Source organism: Bacteroides sp. AM07-18, assembly GCF_003602695.1.
In the GTDB taxonomy this organism is placed as follows: Bacteria; Bacteroidota; Bacteroidia; order Bacteroidales; family Bacteroidaceae; genus Bacteroides; species Bacteroides uniformis.
Genome location: NZ_QTLM01000001.1, coordinates 674,197 through 699,407, shown reverse-complemented (window position 1 = coordinate 699,407; position 25,211 = coordinate 674,197). Strand labels below are relative to the sequence as shown.

Genomic DNA, 25,211 nt, shown 5'->3' with positions numbered 1-25,211 from the left:
ATGAACGTATTAGTAACTGGAGCTGCCGGTTTTATCGGCAGCAATCTCTGTATGCGCCTGCTGGAGGAACAGCTCGATACCCTTGTAGTGGGTTTGGACAATTTGAATACCTATTATGATGTGAACATCAAGCAATGGCGGTTGGAGCAATTGACGAAGTTTGGAAACAGATTTGTCTTTGTCAAAGGAAACATAGCCGACAAAGCACTTGTCGACAAGCTGTTTGATGAGTATCAGCCGCAAATTGTTGTGAATTTGGCAGCACAGGCGGGGGTGCGTTATAGCATCACGAATCCGGGTGCCTATATCGAAAGCAATCTGATTGGCTTTTATAATATATTGGAAGCCTGCCGCCATTCGTATGATGAGGGCAGGGAGGGGGTGAAACACTTGGTCTATGCTTCTTCGTCGAGCGTGTATGGCTCGAACAAAAAGGTGCCTTATTCTACCGATGACAAGGTGGATAATCCCGTGAGCCTCTATGCTGCTACAAAAAAAAGTAATGAACTGATGGCACATGCTTACTCTAAACTTTATGACATTCCGTCCACAGGTCTCCGTTTCTTTACGGTATATGGTCCTGCAGGTCGTCCGGATATGGCTTACTTTGGTTTTACCGATAAGTTGCTGAAAGGTGAGAAAATCAAGATATTTAATTATGGGAACTGTAAGCGCGACTTTACGTATGTGGATGACATCGTAGAAGGCGTGATGCGTGTGATGGCAAAAGCTCCTGAACGTAGGATGGGTGAAGATGGTCTGCCTATACCGCCTTATAAAGTTTATAATATAGGCAATAATCATCCTGAGAACTTACTGGATTTTGTCCAAATATTGCAGGAGGAACTGATAAGGGCAGGTGTATTGCCTGCCGACTATGACTTCGAGGCACATAAGGAATTAGTACCGATGCAACCGGGTGATGTGCCTGTGACTTATGCGGATACTACTGCTTTGGGACGGGATTTCGGTTTCAAACCGAATACTTCGCTTCGGGAAGGCCTCAGAAATTTTGCTGAATGGTATAAGGACTTTTATATGAAATAATCCATCATTGATTTATATAATCCAATTGAACTGACATGAAAGATTTTGAGAAACTGCGGATTGCTGTAGCCGGTACCGGATATGTAGGACTGTCTATTGCGACACTGCTGGCACAACATCATAAAGTGACTGCCGTGGATGTGGTACCTGAAAAAGTGGAACTGATTAATAATAAGAAGTCGCCTATTCAAGATGAATATATCGAGAAGTACCTTTCGGAAAAGGAACTCCATCTGACCGCCACGCTGGATGGCAGGTCTGCCTACAAAGAGGCCGACTTTGTGGTAATAGCGGCACCTACCAATTATGATCCTCAGAAAAACTTTTTCGATACGCACCATATAGAAGATGTGATAGATCTTGTCCTTGAGGTGAATCCGGATGCCGCGATGGTGATTAAATCAACCATTCCCGTAGGGTATTGCCGTTCGCTTTACGTGAAGTATGCCCCAATGTTCCAGTATAAGCCGGAATTGAAAGGAAAGAAATTTAACCTGCTTTTCTCTCCGGAATTTCTAAGGGAGAGCAAAGCACTTTATGATAACTTGTATCCTTCGCGTATTATCGTTGGCTATCCGAAGATGATTGATTTGGAAGGCCGGGTGTCAGCGGAAGAGAATGCGGCAGTTCGTGCCATCGGAAATCCTGAAGCAGAAGAACTTGCACGTATATTTGCCCGGCTGCTGCATGAGGGTGCATTGAAAGAGAACATCGACACGCTCTTCATGGGCATGAAAGAGGCAGAGGCAGTGAAGCTCTTTGCCAACACTTATCTGGCACTGCGTGTGTCGTATTTTAATGAACTGGATACATATGCCGAGATGAAGGGGTTGGATGCGCAAGCCATAATCAATGGTGTAGGTCTGGATCCCCGTATCGGTACACATTATAATAATCCCTCTTTCGGTTATGGTGGGTATTGTCTTCCCAAGGATACCAAACAGTTGCTTGCCAACTATAACGATGTGCCTCAGAATATGATGTCGGCAATTGTGGAGAGTAACCGTACGCGTAAGGACTTTATAGCCGATAGGGTGCTGCACATTGCCGGTGCATACGGAAGTAACAGTGTATATGATGCGGAGAAAGAAAAGGAGGTGACCATTGGTGTATTCCGGTTGACCATGAAGTCAAACTCGGATAATTTTCGCCAGAGTTCCATTCAAGGGGTGATGAAACGTATCAAGGCTAAAGGTGCCAAGCTGGTGATTTATGAACCTACATTGGAAGATGGCAGTACTTTCTTCGGTTCGCTTATTGTGAATGACTTGGAGGAGTTTAAACGTATCTCGCAGGCCATTATTGCCAACCGCTATGACGCATGTTTGGATGATGTGGCTGACAAAGTCTATACGAGGGATATTTTTAAACGTGATTAAATAAGGTATCTTATTTATATCTGTTTCATGAAGAGATTCTTTGTTCAGCATCAATTATCTTATAATTAACACTTTATCACTTTTCTCAGAAAAACTACTCCCAAGCACCTTTTTTCTTTGGCTACATAGTTTTTAATCCTCACCTTTGCATCGTTGATCAACGAAACGTGTGAATAGGAAAACGAATTTAAATCTCTAAAGAAAAAAGTATGAGTGTAATTTTTAGGACGGTGGAGAGACCGTCGGACCCCAGGGTTGAAAACTCTCCCAAGAAGTATTATCCGCAGTTGGTGACATTGGGGCAAAGCGTGGATTTGGCGTTTATTGCACAGAAGATGCAGGACCGCTCTTCTCTGTCTATCGGTGACATCAAGAGTACGATGCAGAACTTTGTGGAAAAGCTGAAAGAGCAGTTGCTGGAAGGAAAGACGGTTAATATAGCCGGGCTGGGTGTCTTTATACTGGCAGCCAAATCGAAAGGTGAGGAAAAGGCTGATGACGTGACAGCCAAGAGTGTGGAGAGCGTCCGTATCTGTTTTCAGGCGAATAGGGAACTGAAGATATCGAAGGCTGCTACCCGCGCTGGAGAAAGGCTGGATTTGGTGAGTTTGGATGATTATCTTAAGGGGAAGACTTCTACAGATGGCGGCTCCGGTTCGGAAGGAGGAGGCTCGGATTCGGATGGAGACCAAGGTGAGAATCCACTGGGATAACGGTAGCTATGAATTATTAATCAGATAATGGATAATCTTTATGAAGAAAACGTGGAATGTGATTTTGAAACTTATTATTGCCGTAGCGAGTGCTGTGGCAGGTGTGATTGGCGGACAGACAATGATGTTTTAGTCCGATAGGATTTGATAAATAAAAAATGAGAAGAGCTGCTGGCAGGAAATCTGTCGGCAGCTCTTTTTTTAATCCTTGTATGCTTCTTCGTGTACCCCCGCTACTGCTCGTCCGCTGGGGTCGTTCTTTCCTTGGAAAGAGACGTCCCATGCCAGCGCTTCGGCGGTGGAGCATGCCACACTGGGTACGCTGGGAACGCTCCGGGCTGCGCTTTCACTGGGGAAATGCTCTTCGAAGATGGTGCGATAATAGTACTCTTCCTTGTTTTGCGGGGTATGTACTGGGAAGCGTTCGGCGGCATGTGCCATCTGTTCGTCGCTGACGGCAGCGGCAGTGACGGCTTTCAGCGTATCAATCCAACTGTAGCCCACACCGTCGGAGAACTGTTCTTTCTGCCGCCAGGCAACGCTCTGAGGGAGCATGTCGGCAAAGGCTTCGCGGACTACTTTCTTTTCTATCTCCTTGCCGGGGCACATCTTGACTGCCGGATTGATGCGCATGGCAACATCCAGGAATTCTTTGTCGAGGAAGGGGACACGTCCTTCCACTCCCCAGGCTGCAAGGCTTTTGTTGGCACGGAGGCAGTCGTACAGATGCAGTTTGGAGAGCTTGCGCACGGTTTCTTCGTGAAAGGCTTGCGGTGTGGGCGCCTTGTGGAAGTAAAGGTAACCGCCGAACACCTCGTCTGCACCTTCGCCGCTGAGTACCATCTTGATGCCCATGCTTTTGATGACACGTGCCAGCAGATACATGGGGGTGGAGGCGCGGACAGTGGTTATGTCGTAAGTCTCAATGAAATAGATGACGTCGCGGACAGCATCGAGGCCTTCCTGAATGGTATAGTTTATCTCGTGATGCACGGTACCGATATGACGGGCCACTTCGCGGGCTTTAATCAAGTCGGGAGCACCCTTCAAGCCGACGGCGAAGGAATGGAGCTGCGGCCACCAGGCATCTGCCTTGTTGTCTGTCTCGATGCGTTTGGCGGCATATTTCTTGGCGATGGCAGAGATGACGGAAGAATCGAGTCCGCCACTGAGCAGGACACCGTAGGGGACGTCGGACATCAACTGGCGCTGTACGGCGGCTTCGAGGGCGTCGTGCACAGCCGTGACTTGTGTGCCGTAGGCTGTCCGGCCTATCGAAGCCGGCGCGGCGTTGCGTTCGGCGGCAGGGGTATAGTTGTCCTTCACAGCGGCATAGTCCATCCAGTCGCGGGTGTACCAGCGGTGCATCTTGCCCTCGCTCCCACGGTAGTAGTGGCCGGGAAGGAAAGGCTCGTACTCATCGCAGAAACCCTCAAGGGCTTTCAGCTCACTGCCGAAGTAGATGTGTCCGTCTTTGTCGCGTCCTATATAAAGGGGGATTACGCCGATGGGGTCGCGGGCGATGAGGTAATCGTCCGTTTCTTCATCATAGAGGGCGAAGGCGAAGATGCCGTTCAGCTCTTCGAGGAAGCGGATGCCTTTGTCTTTGTAAAGGGCAAGGATGACTTCGCAGTCGGAACCTGTCTGGAAGGCGTATTTTCCGGCATAGCGGGCACGGATGTCGCGATGGTTGTAAATCTCGCCATTGACGGCAAGCACCTGTTTGCGGTCGGGTGAATATAAGGGTTGTCCGCCGGATTCCGGGTCGACAATGGAGAGGCGTTCGTGGGCGAGGATGGCGGAGCCGCCTACGTAGATACCACTCCAGTCCGGTCCGCGATGACGGATTTTCTGCGCCATCCGTAGCGCTTTGTTTCTCAATTCAGGAGTTTGAGACTGTATGTTGAAGATTCCTGCTATTCCACACATGAGAATTAAAAATTAAAGGTTAAAAATTAAAGAAAGGGAAATCATTTCTTGTTTTCTTTTAGAGGTTCGAGGTAACGATCTATTTCTGTTGCCACTCGTCGTCCGTCGGCCAAGGCACGTACTACGAGGCTGGCGCCGTGGGCGGCATCGCCTGCCACGAATACGTTCTCTGCAAACTTCGGTTGCTCGGGCTTGAGGAAACCCATGGCAAGAAGCACCATATCGGCTTCGATGACCTCTTTCTTACCCGTAGATTTCATGGTAGGGCGGTTACCGTCTGTTGCCGGAAGCCACTCCACTTCTTCCACTTCCACACCGCATACCTTGCCATTCTTCCCGATGAACCGGGTAGAGGCGAGGGACCATCGACGGGTACAGCCTTCTTCGTGGCTGCTGGTGGTTTTCAGTACGACGGGCCATTGCGGCCAGGGAGTATCCGGGTTGTGTCCTATGGGCGGTTGGGGCATAATTTCAATCTGGGTTACGCTGACGGCTCCCTGGCGAATGCTGGTGCCTATACAGTCAGACCCGGTATCGCCGCCGCCGATGACGAGTACCCGTTTGCCGCGGGCGTTGACGAGCTGGTCTTTCGGGAAGGTATCTCCATCCAGAATATGGTTCTGCTGTGCCAGCATGTCGAGGGCAAAGTAGATGCCTTTCAGCTCCCTGCCCGGAATGGAGAGGTCGCGGGCGGTGGGCGTACCGGTACAAATGGCGTAGGCATCAAATCCGGCAGGCAGTTTCTGCACATCGACATGGACTCCCATCTTGAACAAGATTCCTTCGGCCTCGAGGATTTTCATGCGGCGGTCGATGACGGCTTTGTCCAGTTTGAAGTTGGGGATGCCGTAACGCAGCAGTCCTCCCGGCATCGGTTTGCTGTCGAATAGGGTAACTTCGTAACCTTTGGCGTTCAGCCGTACGGCAACGCTCAATCCGGCAGGGCCGGCGCCGATGACGGCTACTTTCTTTCCGTTGCGTTCGGGCTGGAGGGGGGTGATGTAGCCCTCGCGAAAAGCAGCCTCGGCAATGGCGGCTTCGTTCTCGCGGATAGTGACCGGTTCGTTGCACGAGAGTTTCAGTACGCACGACTTCTCGCAAAGGGCAGGGCAGATGCGTCCCGTAAATTCCGGAAAATCATTCGTACTGTTCAGTATTTGATAGGCTTCGCGCCATTTGCCCCGGTAGAGCGCGTCTTGGAATTCCGGGTCTTTATTGCCCAGCGGACATGCCCAGTGGCAGAAGGGTACGCCGCAGTCCATACAGCGCGAGGCCTGGAGCTTGCGGTCGTGGCTGTTCAGTGTCTGTTCCACTTGGCTGAAGTCTGTGATACGTTCGTGTATCGGACGGTAACCCGCCTCTTGGCGGGGGATATTGAGGAATGCTTTTGGATCTCCCATGATGAACAAATTAAAAAGTTAAAGAATTAAAGAATGAAAGGGGAATTTCCTCAGTCTTTCATTCTTTCATTATTAATTCGCGATTCAATAATCGCGTTGCATTTCTGCAATCTTCTGTTGCAATTTCTGCATCTGCTCCTCTTGCAGCACTTTTTTGTATTCGATAGGGACTACCTGGATGAACTGGTCGGCATAGCGTGGCCAGTCATCGAGCATGGTGCGTGCCAGTTTGGAACCGGTGTACAGGTAGTGCTGGCAGATGAGCTCGTGCAGTTCCTTGCGGTAGGAGGCCTCTTCGATGAGGCTCAGTTCCACCATTTCCATGTTGCAGAAATAGTCGAAGTTGCCGTCCCGGTTCCATACGTAGGCCACACCGCCGGACATGCCTGCGGCAAAGTTGCGTCCCGTCTGTCCGAGTACTACCACGCGCCCGCCGGTCATATACTCGCAGCAGTGGTCACCTACACCCTCCACTACGGCTGTGGCACCGGAGTTGCGGACGGCAAAGCGCTCGCCTGCACGGCCGTTGATGTAAACTTCACCGCTTGTGGCGCCATAAAGCAGGGTGTTGCCTGCAATCGTGTTTTTCTCCGCCTCGAAGTTGCTCCGTACCGGGGGCAGGACGGCGATGCGTCCGCCACTCAGACCTTTGCCCAGATAATCGTTGGCCTCGCCTTCCAGCTTGAAGTTGACACCCGGGACAAGGAATGCCCCGAAACTCTGCCCGGCGGAGCCTTTGAACTTCACGTTCAGCGTATGTTCGGGCAGCCCTTTTTCTCCGTATTTTGCGGCAATGACACCAGAGAGCATGGCGCCGCAGGCACGGTCGGTATTGGCGATGGTGTACTCCAGCGAGATTTCCTTCTGGTTCTCTACGGCTTCGGCGGCGGCATGTAGCATCTCTACATCTTTCACATGGTCGATGCCATGCTGTTGGTCGGTGACGTGGCGGATGGCGGCTTCGTTGTCTACGCGTGCCAGTAGTTTGTCGAAGCTTATCAACTGATGTTTCTTGATTCCGTCATCCGGCTTGCGGACGATAAGGTCTGTGCGTCCAATGATGTCATCCAGGCGTTCCACACCGATTTCCGCCAGGTATTCGCGTACTTCCTGCGCCAGGAACGTGAAGAAGTTCACCAGATACTCGCTGCGTCCGCGGAAGCGTTTGCGCAGTTCTTCGTTCTGTGTCGCCACCCCTACGGGGCAGGTGTTCTGGTGACATTTGCGCATCATTACGCAACCCAGTACAATCAGGGCACTGGTGGCGAAACCGAATTCTTCGGCTCCGAGCATTGCCATCAGTATGATGTCGCGGCCTGTTTTGAGCTGTCCGTCCACTTGCAGCATCACTTGTCCGCGCAGGCCGTTCAGCACCAGTGTCTGCTGCGTTTCGCTCAAGCCGAGTTCGGGCGAGATGCCGGCATAGCGGATGGATGATGCAGGAGAGGCTCCCGTACCGCCCTCTGCACCCGAGATGACTATCAAATCGGCCTTTGCCTTTGCCACACCGGCGGCAATGGTGCCCACACCGCTTTCTGCCACCAGCTTCACGCTGATTTTTGCCCGTGGGTTCACGTTCTTCAGGTCGAAGATGAGCTGTGCCAGGTCTTCGATGGAGTAAATGTCGTGGTGGGGCGGGGGGGAAATCAGCGAGATGCCCGGAATGGAGTGGCGTGTCTTGGCAATCACTTCATCCACTTTGAAGCCCGGCAGCTGCCCACCTTCGCCCGGCTTGGCGCCTTGGGCAATCTTTATCTGTATTTCGTCCGCATTCACCAGATATTCTGCGGTGACACCGAAACGTCCTGAGGCCACCTGCTTGATGGCGCTGCGCAGATTGGTGCCGTCTTCGCGCGGCATGAAGCGTGCCCGGTCTTCGCCTCCTTCGCCCGTATTGCTCCGGCCATGCAGCTTGTTCATGGCAATAGCCATGGCTTCGTGGGCTTCGCGGCTGATGGAGCCGTAGGACATGGCGCCGGTGACAAAGCGCTGTACGATGTTCTCTACCGGTTCCACCCGGTCTATGCTGATAGGAGCGCGGCGGAAGTCGAGGAAATCGCGCAGGAAGATGGGAGATTCCTTGCTGTCTACCATGGCAGTGAACTCCTTGAATTTCTTATAGCTTCCCAGGCGTGTGGCAAGTTGCAGTGTGCTGATGGTTTCCGGGTTCCAGGCGTGCTTCTCACCATCCTTGCGGAAGGCATACAGTCCGCGGTTCGGCAATAACTCCGCTTCCCCCTTCTTTTTAAGAACCTCCATCCCTTCCTTGTGGAAGGCGATGGCGTCGCGTGCCACTTCATCCAGGCGTATGCCTCCGATGCGTGAACTCAGTCCGCCAAAGTAGGCATTGCTCAACTCCTCGCTCAGTCCTACGGTCTCGAAAATTTTCGCGCCCCGGTAAGAACGGATGGTGCTGATGCCCATCTTGCTCATAATCTTGAACAAGCCTTTGCAGACGGACTTGATATATTTCTTTTCGGCAGTGGCGTAGTCGAGCTGTATTTCCTTTTCGTTCACCAGTTTGTCGATGACGGCAAAAGCCATATACGGATTCAGTGCGCTGGCTCCGAAGCCCAGCAGCAGTGCGGCGTGCATCACTTCGCGGATTTCGCCGCTTTCTACAATCAGTGCCGTCTGCACCCGTTTGCCCACGGAGATAAGATGGTGGTGTACCGCCGACACGGCAAGCAGTGACGGAATGGCGGCATGGGTGGCGTCTACGTCGCGGTCGGAAAGCACGATGTAGTTCACTCCTTCGTTGACGGATTCTTCCGCCTGCTTGCAGAGGGTTGCCAATGCTTCCTGCAATCCCTGGCACCCTTTTGCCACTTCGAAGAGCAGGGGCAGTTTCACGGTCTTGAAGCCTTTGTACCGGATGTTGCAGAGAATATCCAGCTGGGCGTTGTTCAGGATGGGATGGTTCAACCTCACCATCTTGCAATGGTTTTCGCTGGGTGTCAGTATGTTCATGCCTACGGCTCCGATGTACTCGGTCAGCGACATTACCAGTTCTTCGCGTATCGGGTCGATAGGAGGGTTGGTGACTTGGGCAAACTGCTGGCGGAAATAGTTGTACAGTAGTTGCGGCTTGTCCGAGAGTACTGCCAGCGGGGTGTCATTGCCCATGGAGTTGATGGGTTCGGCACCGATGGTACACATCGGGACAATCAGCCGTTCCACGTCTTCTTTGGAGTAGCCGAAGATGCGCAGCATGCTGTCGTAGTTCTCCACGCTATGGGAGACTTTGCGACCGCTTTTCAGTTCGTCCAGCTCGATGCGGTTGCCGGCCAGCCAAGTGCGGTATGGTTTGGCTTCGGCAAGTTGTTTCTTCAGTTCGCCGTCATAATATATTTCGCCTTTCTCGGTGTCTATAAGCAGTATCTTGCCCGGTTGCAGGCGTCCTTTTTCCTTGATGTCTCCCGGCTCGAAATCCATCACGCCGACTTCGCTGGCCACTACCATCATGCCGCCCTGCGTAATCAGGTAGCGTGCAGGGCGCAGTCCGTTTCTGTCGAGCATGCCGCCTGCATAGCGCCCGTCGCTGAAAAGCAGTGCCGCCGGTCCGTCCCACGGCTCCATCAGGATGGAGTGGTATTCATAGAAAGCTTTTAAATCTTCGCTGATGGGATTCTTTTCGTTGAAAGATTCCGGCACGAGCATGGCCATGGCGTGCGGCAGGCTCAGGCCTGACATGATGAGAAACTCGAGCACATTGTCCAGCGAGGCACTGTCGCTCATGCCCGGTTGCACGATGGGGCGTATCTCCCGGATGTCTCCCAAGGCGGGAGAGGAGAGTACACTCTCACGGGCTTCCATCCAGCCGCGGTTGCCGCGGATGGTATTGATTTCGCCGTTGTGTGCCAGCAGGCGGAAAGGCTGTGCCAGTCCCCAGGTGGGGAAAGTGTTGGTGCTGAAACGGGAGTGCACCAATGCCAGTCCGCTGGTGAAGTAGCTGTTGGTGAGGTCGGGGAAGTAGTTGCGCAACTGCAAGGAAGAGAGCATGCCCTTGTAGACGATGTTCTTCGTAGAGAGCGAGACGATGTAGAAATCCTCGCGGGTGGGGATGTCCGACTTGCGTATTCTGTTCTCTATCCTTTTCCTTATTATATAGAGTTTGCGGTCGGCGGTTTCGCTTTCCGTAAATCCGGTGATGAAAATTTGCTTGATGTCCGGTTCGTTGGCAAGAGCCGCTTCTCCCAATATTTCGGGGCAAGTGGGCACGTTGCGCAGATGCATCAGGGTCAATCCCTCCTTTTCAATCTCTTCGATAATGACGCTCAAGATGACAGCCTGGTCTTTTCCGTCTTTGGGAAGGAAAAGCAGGCCGGTGCCGTATTTTCCCTTCTCGGGAACGGGAATGCCCTGCAACAGAATGAATTCGTGCGGTATCTGCAGCATGATGCCGGCGCCGTCTCCGGTTTTGTTGTCCGCCCCTTCCGCTCCACGGTGGCGCATGTTTTCCAGTACCTTCAATGCTGATTCTACCAGTTCATGTGATTTTCCTCCCTGGATATTGACCAGCATGCCTACTCCGCAGGCATCGTGCTCATGGGATGCCTCATACAAGCCCAACTGTTTGGGCTGTCGCTGGTAATCCTCTGCTTTTGTTTTGTTGTTAAAAAGTTCTTGTTTCATGATTATAAGCTTTCTTTATTGCTGTATAATATTGTTTGTGGTTTCAAAATGTTCGGCAAATATATGGTATTAATTGCAAAATGCTAATATGTATTCCTGCCTTCTTTCTTGCAAAATTCCTGCGATAGAAGATGAAGTTATGAATTGATAGAAAACACCCTCTGTTTTCTTTTAATCCTAAATCAAAATCAGACGGTTTGATTTGGATTTGTAAATTAAGCCTTTTGCTTTTAAAATAACACTTTCTTTAACTTTTTGATGTAAAAACAACTTTTTTCTATTCTTTTGATAAATAAATAGTGGAAAGATTAACTTTATGTTCTTAAGAATATGTATATTTGCAGCGCAAAATCAAATACTGATACATTATGTGTGGAATAGTAGGCTATATAGGTCAAAGGAAAGCCTACCCCATTCTTATCAAGGGTCTGAAGCGGTTGGAGTACCGTGGATATGATAGTGCAGGGGTAGCATTAATCAGTGATAACCGACAGTTGAACGTGTACAAAGCGAAAGGTAAGGTTTCGGAACTTGAAACTTTCGTTGCTCAAAAAGATATTTCCGGTAACATTGGTATTGCACATACACGTTGGGCTACTCATGGAGAACCTTGTTCCGTCAATGCCCATCCCCATTATTCCTCTTCCGAACGCCTCGCCCTCATCCATAACGGCATTATTGAAAACTACGCCGTCCTTAAAGAAAAACTTCAAGCCAAAGGTTATGTATTTAAAAGCAGCACTGATACCGAGGTGCTGGTACAGCTCATCGAATACATTCAGGTGACAAACCATATTGACCTGCTGACGGCAGTGCAACTTGCCTTGCAGGAAGTGATTGGGGCGTATGCCATTGCGGTGCTCGACAAGGACAATCCGGATGGGATAATCGCTGCACGCAAGAGCAGTCCGCTGGTGGTGGGCATCGGTGAAGGTGAGTTTTTCCTGGCTTCGGATGCCACGCCGATTGTGGAATATACGGATAAGGTGGTGTATCTGGAAGACGAAGAGATTGCCCTCATCCGCCGGGGAGAGAAGCTGAAGGTTGTTAACCTGAAGAATGTGGAATGTCCGCACGAGGTAAAGACGGTAGCGCTCAATCTCGGCCAGCTGGAGAAGGGAGGCTATCCGCACTTCATGCTGAAGGAAATCTTCGAACAGCCCGGCTGCATTCGCGACTGCATGCGCGGGCGTATCAATGTGGAGGGTACGAACGTGGTTCTTTCTGCAGTGATTGATTATAAGGAACGTCTGCTGGCGGCCAAACGCTTCGTCATCGTGGCATGCGGTACGTCATGGCATGCCGCCCTCATCGGCAAGCATTTGATTGAAAGCTTCTGCCGTATTCCGGTGGAGGTGGAGTATGCCAGTGAGTTCCGTTACCGCGACCCGGTGATTGACAGCAACGATGTGGTGATTGCCATCTCGCAAAGCGGTGAAACGGCCGATACGCTGGCTGCCGTGGAGCTTGCCAGAAATCGTGGGGCATTTATATATGGCATCTGCAATGCCGTCGGTTCCAGCATTCCCCGTGCCACGCACACGGGTTCCTATATCCACGTGGGACCGGAAATAGGGGTGGCATCCACCAAAGCCTTCACCGGGCAGGTAACGGTGCTTACCATGCTGGCCCTGACACTTGCCAAAGAGAAAAAGACGATGGACGAAGGGCAATACCTGGCAATTGTCAAGGAATTGGGACATATCCCCGACAAGATGAAGGAGGTCTTGAAACTGAACGACCGTATAGCGGAACTTTCCAAGATATTCACCTATGCACACAACTTTATCTATCTGGGACGCGGATACAGTTATCCCGTAGCCCTGGAAGGTGCTTTGAAGTTGAAGGAGATTTCGTATATCCATGCCGAGGGCTATCCTGCCGCCGAAATGAAGCACGGCCCCATTGCCCTGGTGGATGCCGAGATGCCGGTGGTGGTTATTGCCACCCGGAATGGGCTTTACGAAAAGGTGCTGAGCAATATCCAGGAAATAAAGGCGCGTAAAGGCAGGGTTATCGCCATTGTGACAAAGGGAGATACGGTCATCAGTAAAATAGCCGACACTTGCATCGAGCTTCCCGAAACAATGGAGTGCCTTGATCCGTTAATAACTACGGTACCTCTGCAATTACTTGCCTATCACATTGCCGTGTGCAAGGGAATGGATGTGGACCGGCCGAGGAATCTTGCGAAATCGGTGACTGTAGAATGAGGACATGTACAATTTACCATTTACAATGTACAATGTACAATGGGGCTGCGCTTGGGAGAGGTAAATGTAAATGGTAATTGTATGCTATAATAAGGAAAAGAAAATTGTACACTTAAAATTGTACATTGTAAATGGTAAATTGTAAATAAATAGATGGAACAACTGAAGCATGAATGCGGCGTCGCCATGATACGCCTGCTGAAACCGCTGGAGTACTATGAAGAGAAGTACGGAACATGGATGTACGGACTCAACAAGCTCTATCTCCTGATGGAGAAACAACACAACCGTGGGCAGGAAGGTGCCGGACTGGCCTGCGTGAAACTGGAAGCCAGTCCCGGCGAGGAATATATGTTCCGTGAGCGTGCTCTCGGCTCGGGCGCCATTACCGAAATTTTCGGTACGGTGCAGGGCCACTTCAAGGACTTGACCAAGGAACAGCTGCACGATGCGGACTATGCCAAGCGTGTGCTGCCCTTTGCAGGGGAGGTCTATATGGGACACCTGCGTTACTCCACTACCGGAAAGTCCGGCATCTCGTACGTGCACCCGTTCCTCCGGAGAAACAACTGGCGTGCCAAGAATCTTGCCCTCTGCGGCAACTTCAACATGACGAATGTGGATGAAATCTTCGCACGCATTACCGCCATCGGCCAGCATCCGCGCAAATATGCCGATACCTACATCATGCTGGAGCAGTTGGGACATCGCCTCGACCGCGAAGTGGAGCGCCTCTTCAACCTTGCCGAAGCGGAAGGGCTGGCAGGCATGGACATCACCCGTTATATAGAAAACCACATCGACCTTGCCAACGTGCTGCGCACTTCGAGCAAGGAGTGGGACGGGGGATACGTGATGTGCGGACTTACCGGCAGCGGAGAGACTTTCGCCGTACGCGACCCATGGGGCATCCGTACAGCCTTCTGGTATCAGGACGACGAGATAGCGGTGCTTGCCAGCGAACGTCCCGTGATACAGACAGCCCTTAATGTTCCTGTCGAATCCATCAAGGAGCTGCAACCCGGACAAGCCATGTTTATCAACAAGGCCGGCAAGGTGCGCACCGTGCAAATCAACAAGCCGCGCGAGGTGAAACCTTGTTCCTTCGAGCGCATCTACTTCAGCCGGGGCAGTGATGTGGACATTTACCGGGAACGTAAACTGCTGGGTGAGAAACTTGTACCCAACATATTGAAAGCCATCGACAACGATGTGGACCATACCGTCTTCTCCTTCATCCCCAATACGGCGGAAGTCGCCTTCTACGGTATGTTGCAGGGATTGGACGACTACCTCAACGAGGAGAAGGTGCAGCAGATTGCCGCCTTGGGGCATAGTCCCAGCCACGACGAACTGGAGCATATCTTGTCGCGGCGCATACGGAGCGAGAAAGTGGCAATCAAGGACATCAAGCTGCGTACCTTTATTGCCGAAGGAAACAGCCGGAACGACCTTGCCGCCCATGTGTACGACATCACTTATGGAAGCCTTGTCCCGGGAGTGGATAATCTGGTCATCATCGACGACTCGATAGTGCGTGGAACCACCCTGAAGCAGAGCATCATCGGCATCCTTGACCGTCTGGAGCCAAAGAAGATAGTCATTGTAAGCTCTTCACCGCAGGTACGCTATCCCGACTACTATGGCATCGATATGGCTAAGATGAGCGAATTCATCGCCTTCAAGGCTGCTGTGGAACTGCTGAAGGAGCGTGAGATGCGCGATGTGATTGCCGCCGCCTACCGCAAGTCCAAGGAGCAGGTAGGCCTGCCCAAAGAGCAGATGGTGAATTACGTGAAGGAGATTTATGCTCCTTTCACTGATGAGGAAATCTCTGCCAAGATGGTGGAGCTTCTTACTCCGAAAGGGACGAAAGCCAAAGTGCAGATTGTCTACCAGCCTCTCGAGGGGCTGCATGAGGCCTGCCCCAAGCATCCGGGTGACTGGTACTTCAGCGGCGATTATCCTACGCCGGGCGGTGTGAAGCTGCTGAACAAGGCATTTATTGATTATATAGAACAAGTTTATCAATTTTAATTGAATCAATGAGAAATGTAACTCTAATCCTCGACGACGGGAGCCGCTTCCACGGCAAGTCGTTCGGTTTTGAAAAACCGGTAGCGGGAGAGGTGGTCTTCAACACAGCCATGACGGGTTATCCCGAAAGCCTGACCGACCCTTCGTATGCCGGACAGCTGATGACGCTCACCTATCCGTTGGTGGGCAATTACGGTGTGCCGCCTTTTACTCTCGAACCGAATGGGCTTGCCACTTTTATGGAGAGCGAGCATATCCATGCCGAAGCCATTATTGTAAGCGATTATAGCGAAAATTATAGCCATTGGAATGCGGTGGAAAGTCTCGGTGACTGGCTGAAACGCGAACAGATTCCGGGCATCACGGGCATCGATACCCGCGAACTGACAAAGGTGCTTCGCGAGCATGGGGTGATGATGGGACGTATCGCCTTTGATGATGAATCGGATGAAATGCCTGAGGCCTCTTATGCCGATGTGAATTATGTGGATAAAGTTAGCTGCAAGGAGGTTATCCGTTACAACGAAGGAACCGGTAAGAAGAAAGTGCTCCTTGTGGATTGCGGCGTCAAGCATAACATCATCCGCTGCCTGCTGAAACGTGACGTGGAAGTGATTCGCGTTCCCTGGGACTATGATTATACTGGGATGGAGTTCGACGGGTTGTTCATCTCCAACGGCCCTGGCGACCCCGATACCTGCGATGCTGCCGTGCAGCATATCCGCAAGGCAATGCAGAACGAGAAACTGCCCATCTTCGGCATCTGTATGGGAAACCAGTTGCTTTCCAAAGCTGGGGGCGCCAAGATATACAAATTGAAATACGGTCACCGCAGCCATAACCAACCGGTGCGTATGGTGGGTACGGAACGTTGCTTCATCACCTCACAGAATCATGGGTATGCCGTAGACAACAACACGCTGACAGAAGACTGGGAACCGCTTTTCATCAATATGAACGATGGTTCTAATGAAGGAATCCGCCACAAACGCAATCCCTGGTTCTCCGCACAGTTTCATCCCGAAGCTGCCAGCGGGCCGACGGATACGGAGTTTCTTTTTGATGACTTTGTGAAGTTGCTTTAGTAAGAGAATTTTATCAAGAATGATTGCGTTCATAATCTCTTGATAATCAGTATGTAAAAGACGGTATAATGAGTCCCATACTGAATGTCATTCAGTCCCAGAGTGAATACCTTTCAGTCCTATACTGAATGCCATTCAATTAGTGACTGATTGTGTAAGGTAAGAGAAAGATAAGGTTTTATTACTACTATTACATTTTTAATAAACAGATATGCAAATGAAAGAAAACAATATAAAGAAAGTCCTGCTGCTCGGTTCCGGTGCACTGAAAATCGGTGAGGCAGGAGAATTTGACTACTCCGGTTCGCAGGCGCTCAAGGCATTGAAGGAGGAAGGCATCTACACGGTTCTCATCAATCCGAACATTGCCACGGTACAGACCTCGGAAGGAGTTGCCGACCAGATTTACTTCCTGCCCGTCACTCCTTACTTCGTGGAGAAGGTGATAGAGAAGGAGCGCCCGGACGGCATCATGCTTGCTTTTGGTGGGCAGACGGCACTGAACTGCGGTGTTTCCCTCTATAAAGACAAGATTTTCGAGAAGTACGGCGTGACGGTTCTCGGCACTCCCGTGCAGGCCATCATTGACACGGAGGACCGTGAAATCTTTGTGCAGAAACTGAATGAGATTGATGTGAAGACCATCAAGAGCGAAGCTGTGGAGAATGCAGCGGATGCCCGTCGCGCAGCCCGGGAACTGGGATACCCGGTCATTGTCCGTGCCGCATACGCGCTTGGCGGACTGGGTTCGGGTTTTTGCGACAATGAAGAAGAGCTGAATGTGCTGGTGGAGAAAGCCTTCTCCTTCTCCCCACAGGTGTTGGTGGAAAAATCGCTGAAGGGATGGAAGGAAGTGGAATACGAGGTGGTGCGCGACCGCTTCGACAACTGCATCACGGTCTGCAACATGGAGAACTTCGACCCCCTGGGCATCCATACGGGTGAGTCCATCGTTATTGCCCCGTCACAGACGTTGAGCAATACGGACTATCATAAATTGCGTGAACTCGCTATCCGCATTATCCGTCACATCGGCATTGTGGGAGAGTGTAACGTGCAGTATGCCTACGACCCGATGAGCGAGGACTACCGGGTAATCGAGGTAAATGCACGCTTGAGCCGTTCGTCTGCACTTGCCTCTAAAGCAACGGGTTATCCGTTGGCGTTTGTAGCGGCAAAACTCGGCTTGGGCTATGGCTTGTTCGACTTGAACAACTCTGTGACAAAGACTACAAGCGCTTTCTTCGAACCCGCCCTGGACTATGTGGTCTGCAAGATACCGCGTTGGGATTTGGGCAAGTTCCACGGGGTGGACAAAGAGCTGGGTTCGAGCATGAAGTCGGTAGGCGAGGTGATGGCTATCGGCCGTACTTTCGAGGAAGCCATCCAGAAGGGGCTTCGCATGATAGGCCAGGGCATGCACGGCTTCGTAGAGAACAAGGAACTGGTGATTGCCGATTTGGACAAGGCTCTGCGCGAACCTACCGACAAACGTATCTTTGTCATCTCCAAAGCCTTCCGTGCCGGGTATACGGTGGACCAGGTGCACGAATTGACCAAGATAGACCGTTGGTTCCTGGAGAAGTTGATGAACATCATGGATACCAGCAGGGAACTGCACTCTTTTATGGCTGATGGAGAGTTGCCAATGATTCCCGTGGACTTGTTGCGTAAAGCCAAAGTACAAGGCTTCTCTGATTTCCAGATAGCCCGTGCCCTCGGCTTGGAACAAGCAATGGACGGCGAAGAAGCCATCCTTGCCGTCCGCAATTTCCGCAAGAGTGCAGGCATTCTGCCCGTAGTGAAGCAGATAGATACCCTTGCCGCCGAATATCCCGCACAGACCAACTATCTCTACCTAACGTATAGCGGCACGGCAAATGATGTCCGTTACCTCGGCGACCACAAGTCCATCGTCGTATTGGGCTCCGGCGCCTACCGCATCGGTTCTTCCGTAGAGTTCGACTGGTGCGGCGTGCAGGCCCTGAACACCATCCGCCAGGAAGGCTACCGCAGTGTCATGATAAACTACAACCCCGAAACCGTGTCTACGGACTATGACATGTGCGACCGTCTTTACTTCGACGAGCTCACCTTCGAGCGCGTGATGGATATTCTCGAACTGGAGAATCCCCACGGGGTGATTGTCTCTACCGGTGGTCAGATACCGAATAACCTTGCCCTGCGCCTCGATGCGCAGAAGGTACCTATTCTCGGCACAAGCGCCAGGAGCATCGACAATGCCGAAGACCGTGACAAGTTCTCCGCCATGCTCGACCGCATTGGTGTAGACCAACCCGAATGGCGGGCGCTGACCTCCCTGGAGGACATCAACGCCTTTGTGGATAAGGTGGGCTTCCCGGTATTGGTCCGTCCTTCCTACGTATTGTCCGGCGCTGCGATGAACGTCTGTTCCAACCGGGAGGAGCTGGAACGCTTCCTGAAGCTGGCGGCGAATGTCAGCAAGAAACATCCCGTAGTGGTGAGCCAGTTCATTGAGCATGCCAAGGAGGTGGAGATGGATGCTGTGGCGCAAGATGGAGAGATTATCGCGTACGCCATCAGTGAGCATATCGAGTTTGCCGGAGTGCATTCCGGTGACGCCACTATCCAGTTCCCGCCACAAAAGTTGTATGTGGAGACGGTGCGCCGCATCAAGCGCATCAGCCGCGAGATTGCCCGTGAGCTGAACATCTCCGGTCCGTTCAATATCCAGTATCTGGCACGCGAGAACGACATCAAGGTGATTGAGTGCAACCTCCGTGCCAGCCGTTCGTTCCCGTTTGTCAGCAAGGTGCTGAAGATAAACCTTATTGAACTTGCCACGAAGGTGATGCTCGGCATTCCGGTACAGAAGCCGGACAAGAATCTGTTCGATTTGGATTACGTAGGCATCAAGGCGAGCCAGTTCTCCTTCAACCGTCTGCAGAAGGCCGACCCGGTACTGGGTGTGGATATGGCAAGCACGGGCGAGGTGGGTTGCATCGGCAGCGATACTTCCTGCGCCATTCTCAAGGCGATGCTCTCCGTGGGATATCGTATTCCAGAGAAAAATATCCTGCTTTCTACCGGTACTCCGAAGCAGAAAGTGGACATGCTTTCTGCCGCGCGTATGCTTCAGAAGAAGGGGTATAAGATATTTGCCACGGGTGGTTCCAGCAACTTCCTTACGGAGAACGGTGTGGAGAATACGCGCGTCTACTGGCCCAGCGAACCCGAACGCCAGCCGCAGGCACTCGACATGCTGCACCGCAAGGAGATAGACATGGTGGTCAATATTCCGAAGAACCTCACCGCAGGCGAGTTGGATAACGGCTACAAGATACGCCGTGCCGCCATCGACCTCAATATTCCGTTGATAACGAATGCCCGTCTGGCAAGTGCGTTCATCAATGCATTCTGCACGATGATGCCGGATGATTTGGCTATCAAGTCGTGGGCGGAGTACAAATGATGATTTAATTTGCTATCTTTGCTGAAAACTAAGTTCGATGGAAACAATTTTGACCCAATACTATCAATCTCCTTATGGCGAGTTGCTCCTCGGCTCTTTCGGCGATAAACTCTGCCTATGCGACTGGATGCTGAACGAGAAACGTAGAGTACCCGTTGATAAGCGTATACGGCAGGCGCTGCATGCCGATTATGAGGAAGGCACTTCGGAAGTGATTGCAAGGGCAATCATTCAGTTGGATGAGTATTTTGCCTGTAAGCGGACCATATTCGATGTTCCACTGCTTGCAGTCGGAACAGAATTCCAGCGGACGGTGTGGCAGGAGTTGCAGAACATCCCTTACGGAAAAACAGTGTCCTACGGCGAGCTTTCACGAAAGCTGGGCAATCCGAAAGCCGTACGTGCGGTGGCGGCTGCCAATGGGGCAAATGCCCTCTCCATACTCATCCCCTGCCATCGTGTGGTGGGCAGCAACCATACGCTGATAGGCTATGCCGGTGGACTGGCAGCCAAACAAGGGATGCTGGCATTGGAAGCGGACTCTTGCGACGGACCGTCAGGCTCCCGTATAGGACAGCTGTTTTGAGGTCAGGTTTGTTTCTGGTATTCCGCCGGTGTCATCCCCGTCATACGTTTGAAGAACTTCGAGAAGAACGACGGATTGGGAAAGTTCAGTTCGTCTGATATTTGAAACACCAGTAGATTACTGTGTTTCAGCAATACTTTGGCTTCGAGGATAACTGCTTGATTAATCCATTGCATCACGGTTTGTCCGCTTGTTTCACGTATCACCGAGCTCAGATAGTGCGGTGTCAGGCATAGTTTGTCGGCATAGAAGTTGACGCTGCGTTCGTGCTTGCTGTGTTGGTTCACCAAAGCGATGAAGCGGCGGAATAGCTCTTCCTGGCGTGAAAGGCGTGCCGGAGTTGACTTGCATGTGTGCTCGTGGATATACTTAAGGTTATAGAGAAGTGAGACAATCAAGTGCTGTACAGCTCCGCGGCGGTAGGGCAAACAATGTAGTATATTCCACAATAAAGAGAAGAAGCTGCTGATGTGTGCCCATTCCTCGTTGTTGCATGAAAGGCGGATTCCGTTTCGTGTATAAGCTTCCGAAAGAATGGAATTCTGTAGTACGGGCAGAAAATTGGCAGTGGGCATGATGACTTGGAATTCGTAGTCGGGACTGACTTCCGATATTTCTATCAGCGAATTGTCAGGGATGATAATAATATCGTGGGCTGTAGCTTCATATTCGATAAGATTGATGGAGATTCGGCCCTTACCTTGCATGATGCGTACAATCCTTCCTTCTTTGGCACGATAAGGTTGCTGGGTGCGGAATAGCCTGAATCCCATTGCTTGAAAACTGATGACCATTCCCAAATCGTCGTTTATAAATCTGTATTCGGAATGTTCTATAAAATCCGGATTGTTGCGGATGTCCTCGAATGCGACGCTTATCGGTTTGTTCTTTTCCATATCTTTCCCTTTATGAATAATGTATATTTCCACCGCAAAGATAATAAAGTGTTCCTATTATTTGTCTTTTTCTACGAAATGTCGTACTATTAGAACATCTTTGCGCACAAATGGATTGTAAGGTTATAGGGTTATGCCTTTATCTTTGCATGTGTATAGAACAAAACCATGTAGAATAAACAAGAAACAGAATGGATATGAAACGAACCGTTTTCTTTTTTACCCTTTCTCTTGCCGCCATGCTGGCACATGCCCAGCTCACGTTGGAAGAGTGCCAGCGCCGGGCGCAAGACAATTATCCGTTGGTCAGGCAATACGGACTGATAGAAAAGGCACGCGGGTACGACCTCTCCAATGCTGGAAAAGGTTACTTGCCCCAGTTTTCCCTATCCGGCAAGGCCACGTACCAGAGTGACATCACCCGGCTACCGGTCGAAATCCCTAATCTCGACATCAAGACTGCTTCGAAAGACCAGTACCAGGTGATGCTCGAAGTGCAGCAGACCCTCTGGGATGGTGGGGATATACGTTCCAGAAAACGATTGACGCGTGCCGCCTCGGAAGTGGAACTGGAAAAACAGCATGTAGACATGTATGCCTTGACTGACCGGGTGAACCAGCTCTTTTTCGGCATCCTGCTGTTGGACGAACAGCTGAAACAGAACAGCCTCTTGCAAGAAGATTTAGGAAGAACCCACAAGCAGGTAGCCGACTATATAGCCAATGGCATCGCCACCCTGAGCGACCTGGATGCAGTCAGCGTAGAGCAACTGAACACCAGGCAGCACCGTGTGGAATTGGAGACCACCCGCCGTGCATACCTCAGCATGCTTGCTGCCTTTACGGGCAAGGATCTCTCTTCCGAAACGGTTTTATTGAAACCGGCTGCCGAAGAAAACATAGACCGGCAGATGAACAACCGTCCCGAACTTCGTTGGTACGATGCGCAGGGAGAGCAACTCCACCAGCAGGAGGCAGCCTTGAACACCCGGTTGATGCCGCGTTTCGGCCTTTTTGTACAAGGGGCATACGGCAATCCGGGATTGAATATGTTGAAAGATGAATTCAACGCCTATTACATGGCGGGGGTGCGCATGTCCTGGAATTTCGGCAGTCTGTATACGTTGAAGAACGACCGCCGCAGGATAGACAATACCCGCCAACAGATAGAGACCGGCCGGGATGTGTTCCTTTTCAACATTCGCCTGCAGGCTACGCAGCAGGATGCGGGCATTGTATCCATGCGCCGCCAGATGGCGGATGATGACGAGATTATCCGTCTGCGTGGGAATATCCGCCGTGCAGCCGAGGCCAAGGTGCAGAACGGGACAATGACCGTGACCGATATGCTGCGGGAGATTACCAACGAAAGTATGGCACGACAGACCAAGGCATTGCATGAGGTGCAGTTGCTGATGAACATCTGGCAGCTGAAATATACGCTGAACAATTAATGACTATAATCCGTAATTTATAACTTGAAATAGTATGAAATCATTGAAATTATTTCCTTTTTTATTTCTCCTTGCCGCCTGTACCGGCGGTACTCCGAAATATGATGCGACGGGAACGTTCGAGGCTACCGAAGTCATCGTTTCTGCCGAGGCGTCTGGAAAACTGCTGAGTTTCGACATCGAGGAAGGCACGACACTGAAAGACGGGCAGGAGGTAGGCATTATAGATACCGTCCAACTCTATCTGAAGAAACTCCAGTTGGAGGCCAGTGTCAAGTCCGTGGAAGGCCAGCGGCCTGATATCCTGAAGCAAGTAGCCGCCACTCAGGAACAGATTGTGCAGGCACGGCGCGAGCGCGACCGTGTGTCCAACCTGCTCCGTGTGGGTGCCGCCAACCAGAAGCAACTGGATGATGCCGAGTCCCTTCTCGAAGTCCTCCGCAAGCAGCTCGACGCACAGAACTCCACCCTGCGCAACAGTGACCGGAGCCTGACGTGGCAAAGTTCCTCTGTCGGCATCCAGGTGGCGCAGATAGAAGACCAGTTGCGCAAATGCCACATCACCTCTCCGCTGACGGGAACCGTCCTTGCCCAATATGCCGAAGCCGGAGAACTGGCTGCTCCCGGCACCCCTCTTTTCAAAGTGGCGGATATGGAGCAGATTTACCTCCGTGCCTACATCACCTCCGAGCAGCTTGCCGAAATCAAGCAGGGGCAGCAAGTGAAGGTTTATGCGGATTATGGAAAGGAAGTGCGGAAAGAATACCCCGGCATCGTCACCTGGATTTCCGATACGTCCGAATTCACTCCAAAAACTATCCTGACGAAAGACGAGCGCGCCAATCTGGTCTATGCTGTAAAGATTGCCGTGAAGAATGACGGGATGCTGAAAATAGGAATGTATGGAGGCTGTAACTTTAACTAATATCTCCAAACGTTACGGCAGCGTGGAAGCCCTGCGGGGTGTCTCTCTGTCAGTGGCTCCCGGTGAGCTTTTCGGCATCATCGGGCCGGACGGTGCGGGCAAGACATCGCTTTTCCGCATCCTCACCACTTTGCTGCTTGCCGACGGAGGCTCGGCCTCGGTCTGCGGTCTGGATGTGGTGAAGGACTACAAAGCCATCCGCAGGCGGGTGGGGTATATGCCCGGACGCTTCTCTCTCTATCCGGACTTGACGGTAGAGGAGAATCTCAATTTCTTCGCCACCGTCTTCCACACCACCATCGAGGAGAATTATGATTTGGTGCGCGACATTTACCGGCAGATAGAACCTTTCCGCAAGCGCCGCGCCGGAGCGTTGTCCGGCGGCATGAAGCAGAAACTCGCCCTTAGCTGTGCCCTTATCCATAAACCGGATGTCCTCTTTCTGGACGAACCCACTACGGGCGTCGACCCCGTGTCCCGCAAGGAATTCTGGGGAATGCTTCGCCGACTGAAGGAGCAGGGTATCACCATCATTGCTTCCACCCCCATCATCGACGAAGCGCGCCAATGCGACCGCATCGCCTTCATCAACGAAGGAGAGATAAAAGGCATCGATACCCCCGACCGTATCCTGACACGCTTTGCGGGCATCCTCTGCCCTCCGGGCTTGCAGCACGAACGGGTGGAAAACCACGAAAACAAGGTGATTGAGGTGGAAGGGTTGACCAAGCGGTTCGGTAATTTCACCGCTGTAGACCACATCTCCTTCCAAGTCCATCGGGGCGAGATTTTCGGTTTCCTGGGAGCCAACGGGGCAGGCAAGACCACCGCCATGCGCATGCTTACGGGACTTAGCCGCCCCACCGGCGGCAAGGCATGTGTGGCAGGTTTCGATGTGGCTTCCCAACCCGAAGAAGTGAAGAAGAACATCGGCTACATGAGCCAGAAATTTTCCCTTTACGAAGACCTCAAGGTGTGGGAGAATATCCGCCTCTTTGCCGGTATCTACGGCATCCCCGAAGCGGAGATTGCCCCCAAGACGGATGAGCTGCTCCTCCGCCTCGGGCTGGAAAAGGAACGGGATACACTGGTGAAAAGCCTTCCGCTGGGCTGGAAGCAGAAGCTGGCCTTCTCCGTCTCCATCTTCCACCGTCCCAAGATTGTCTTTCTGGATGAGCCTACGGGTGGGGTGGACCCTGCCACGCGCCGCCAGTTCTGGGAGCTGATTTACCAGGCTGCCGACGAGGGCATCACCGTCTTTGTCACCACCCACTTTATGGACGAGGCGGAGTATTGCGACCGCATCTCCATCATGGTAGACGGCGTCATCCGTGCACTCGACACTCCCGGGGAGCTGAAACGGCAGTTCAATGCCACTACGATGGACGATGTATTCCAACAACTGGCTCGTCAAGCCGTGCGAACCGCCGACTGAAAATCCGTGAAATCCGCATTATC

General features: G+C 51.7%; 16 protein-coding genes. 12 read left to right on the top strand and 4 right to left on the bottom strand.

Annotation, left to right across the window (positions count from 1 at the left end; all coding sequences use genetic code 11):
* The 4 genes from DW096_RS03110 to DW096_RS19260 all read left to right on the top strand — a co-directional run bounded on the left by DW096_RS03110 (window position 1) and on the right by DW096_RS19260 (window position 3,272).
* The gene (locus DW096_RS03110; RefSeq protein ID WP_008664416.1) at window positions 1–1,047 is read left to right on the top strand and encodes an NAD-dependent epimerase/dehydratase family protein; all 1,047 of its coding nucleotides are present in this window, start codon (window positions 1–3) and stop codon (window positions 1,045–1,047) included.
* Between the two features lie 35 nt (window positions 1,048–1,082).
* A complete protein-coding gene (locus tag DW096_RS03105) occupies window positions 1,083–2,426 on the top strand; it encodes a nucleotide sugar dehydrogenase (RefSeq protein WP_117881000.1) in 1,344 nt (447 codons plus the stop codon).
* A gap of 209 nt (window positions 2,427–2,635) precedes the next feature.
* Window positions 2,636–3,139: an HU family DNA-binding protein gene (locus DW096_RS03100; RefSeq protein WP_005827604.1), complete on the top strand. Its 504-nt coding sequence runs from the start codon at window positions 2,636–2,638 to the stop codon at window positions 3,137–3,139.
* 40 nt (window positions 3,140–3,179) lie between these two features.
* Entirely contained in the window at window positions 3,180–3,272 is a 93-nt protein-coding gene (locus tag DW096_RS19260; protein ID WP_005837261.1) for a smalltalk protein, read from the top strand.
* Window positions 3,273–3,340: 68 nt separating this feature from the next.
* Here DW096_RS19260 and asnB read toward each other — a convergent pair whose 3' ends face one another.
* The 3 genes from asnB to gltB all read right to left on the bottom strand — a co-directional run bounded on the left by asnB (window position 3,341) and on the right by gltB (window position 11,106).
* Complete coding sequence (gene asnB / locus DW096_RS03095; RefSeq protein ID WP_120028668.1) at window positions 3,341–5,068, bottom strand: asparagine synthase B; 1,728 nt, start codon at window positions 5,066–5,068, stop codon at window positions 3,341–3,343.
* A gap of 41 nt (window positions 5,069–5,109) precedes the next feature.
* Window positions 5,110–6,468 carry a glutamate synthase subunit beta gene (locus DW096_RS03090; RefSeq protein WP_035449289.1) on the bottom strand — a complete coding sequence of 453 codons (1,359 nt, stop codon included), beginning with the start codon at window positions 6,466–6,468 and terminating at the stop codon, window positions 5,110–5,112.
* Between the two features lie 84 nt (window positions 6,469–6,552).
* The gene (gltB, locus tag DW096_RS03085; RefSeq protein WP_369904459.1) at window positions 6,553–11,106 is read right to left on the bottom strand and encodes a glutamate synthase large subunit; all 4,554 of its coding nucleotides are present in this window, start codon (window positions 11,104–11,106) and stop codon (window positions 6,553–6,555) included.
* A gap of 365 nt (window positions 11,107–11,471) precedes the next feature.
* Here gltB and glmS point away from each other — a divergent pair, with 365 nt between their 5' ends.
* The 5 genes from glmS (at window position 11,472) to DW096_RS03060 (ending at window position 20,478) form a co-directional block, all read left to right on the top strand.
* On the top strand, window positions 11,472–13,316 hold the full coding sequence (gene glmS, locus DW096_RS03080; RefSeq protein ID WP_057253065.1) for a glutamine--fructose-6-phosphate transaminase (isomerizing): 1,845 nt from the start codon (window positions 11,472–11,474) through the stop codon (window positions 13,314–13,316).
* Window positions 13,317–13,469: 153 nt separating this feature from the next.
* Window positions 13,470–15,353: an amidophosphoribosyltransferase gene (locus tag DW096_RS03075; RefSeq protein ID WP_005837255.1), complete on the top strand. Its 1,884-nt coding sequence runs from the start codon at window positions 13,470–13,472 to the stop codon at window positions 15,351–15,353.
* An 8-nt stretch (window positions 15,354–15,361) separates the two neighbouring features.
* The gene (gene carA, locus DW096_RS03070) at window positions 15,362–16,438 is read left to right on the top strand and encodes a glutamine-hydrolyzing carbamoyl-phosphate synthase small subunit (RefSeq protein WP_008664430.1); all 1,077 of its coding nucleotides are present in this window, start codon (window positions 15,362–15,364) and stop codon (window positions 16,436–16,438) included.
* Window positions 16,439–16,655: 217 nt separating this feature from the next.
* Window positions 16,656–19,892, top strand: coding sequence for a carbamoyl-phosphate synthase (glutamine-hydrolyzing) large subunit (gene carB, locus DW096_RS03065; RefSeq protein ID WP_035448620.1), 3,237 nt, complete (start codon window positions 16,656–16,658; stop codon window positions 19,890–19,892).
* Between the two features lie 37 nt (window positions 19,893–19,929).
* Complete coding sequence (locus DW096_RS03060; RefSeq protein ID WP_005837253.1) at window positions 19,930–20,478, top strand: methylated-DNA--[protein]-cysteine S-methyltransferase; 549 nt, start codon at window positions 19,930–19,932, stop codon at window positions 20,476–20,478.
* Window positions 20,479–20,480: 2 nt separating this feature from the next.
* On the opposite strand, the gene DW096_RS03055 is transcribed toward DW096_RS03060, so the two are convergent.
* Entirely contained in the window at window positions 20,481–21,374 is an 894-nt protein-coding gene (locus tag DW096_RS03055) for an AraC family transcriptional regulator (RefSeq protein WP_034529753.1), read from the bottom strand.
* 191 nt (window positions 21,375–21,565) lie between these two features.
* Here DW096_RS03055 and DW096_RS03050 point away from each other — a divergent pair, with 191 nt between their 5' ends.
* The 3 genes from DW096_RS03050 to DW096_RS03040 are packed head-to-tail and all read left to right on the top strand — an operon-like array spanning window position 21,566 to window position 25,188.
* Window positions 21,566–22,828 carry a TolC family protein gene (locus DW096_RS03050; RefSeq protein WP_035448616.1) on the top strand — a complete coding sequence of 421 codons (1,263 nt, stop codon included), beginning with the start codon at window positions 21,566–21,568 and terminating at the stop codon, window positions 22,826–22,828.
* A 34-nt stretch (window positions 22,829–22,862) separates the two neighbouring features.
* Complete coding sequence (locus DW096_RS03045) at window positions 22,863–23,753, top strand: HlyD family secretion protein (protein WP_035448614.1); 891 nt, start codon at window positions 22,863–22,865, stop codon at window positions 23,751–23,753.
* Complete coding sequence (locus tag DW096_RS03040; RefSeq protein WP_016273870.1) at window positions 23,731–25,188, top strand: ATP-binding cassette domain-containing protein; 1,458 nt, start codon at window positions 23,731–23,733, stop codon at window positions 25,186–25,188. The genes DW096_RS03045 and DW096_RS03040 overlap by 23 nt, the downstream gene beginning before the upstream one ends.
* The last annotated feature ends 23 nt before the right edge of the window (window positions 25,189–25,211 follow it).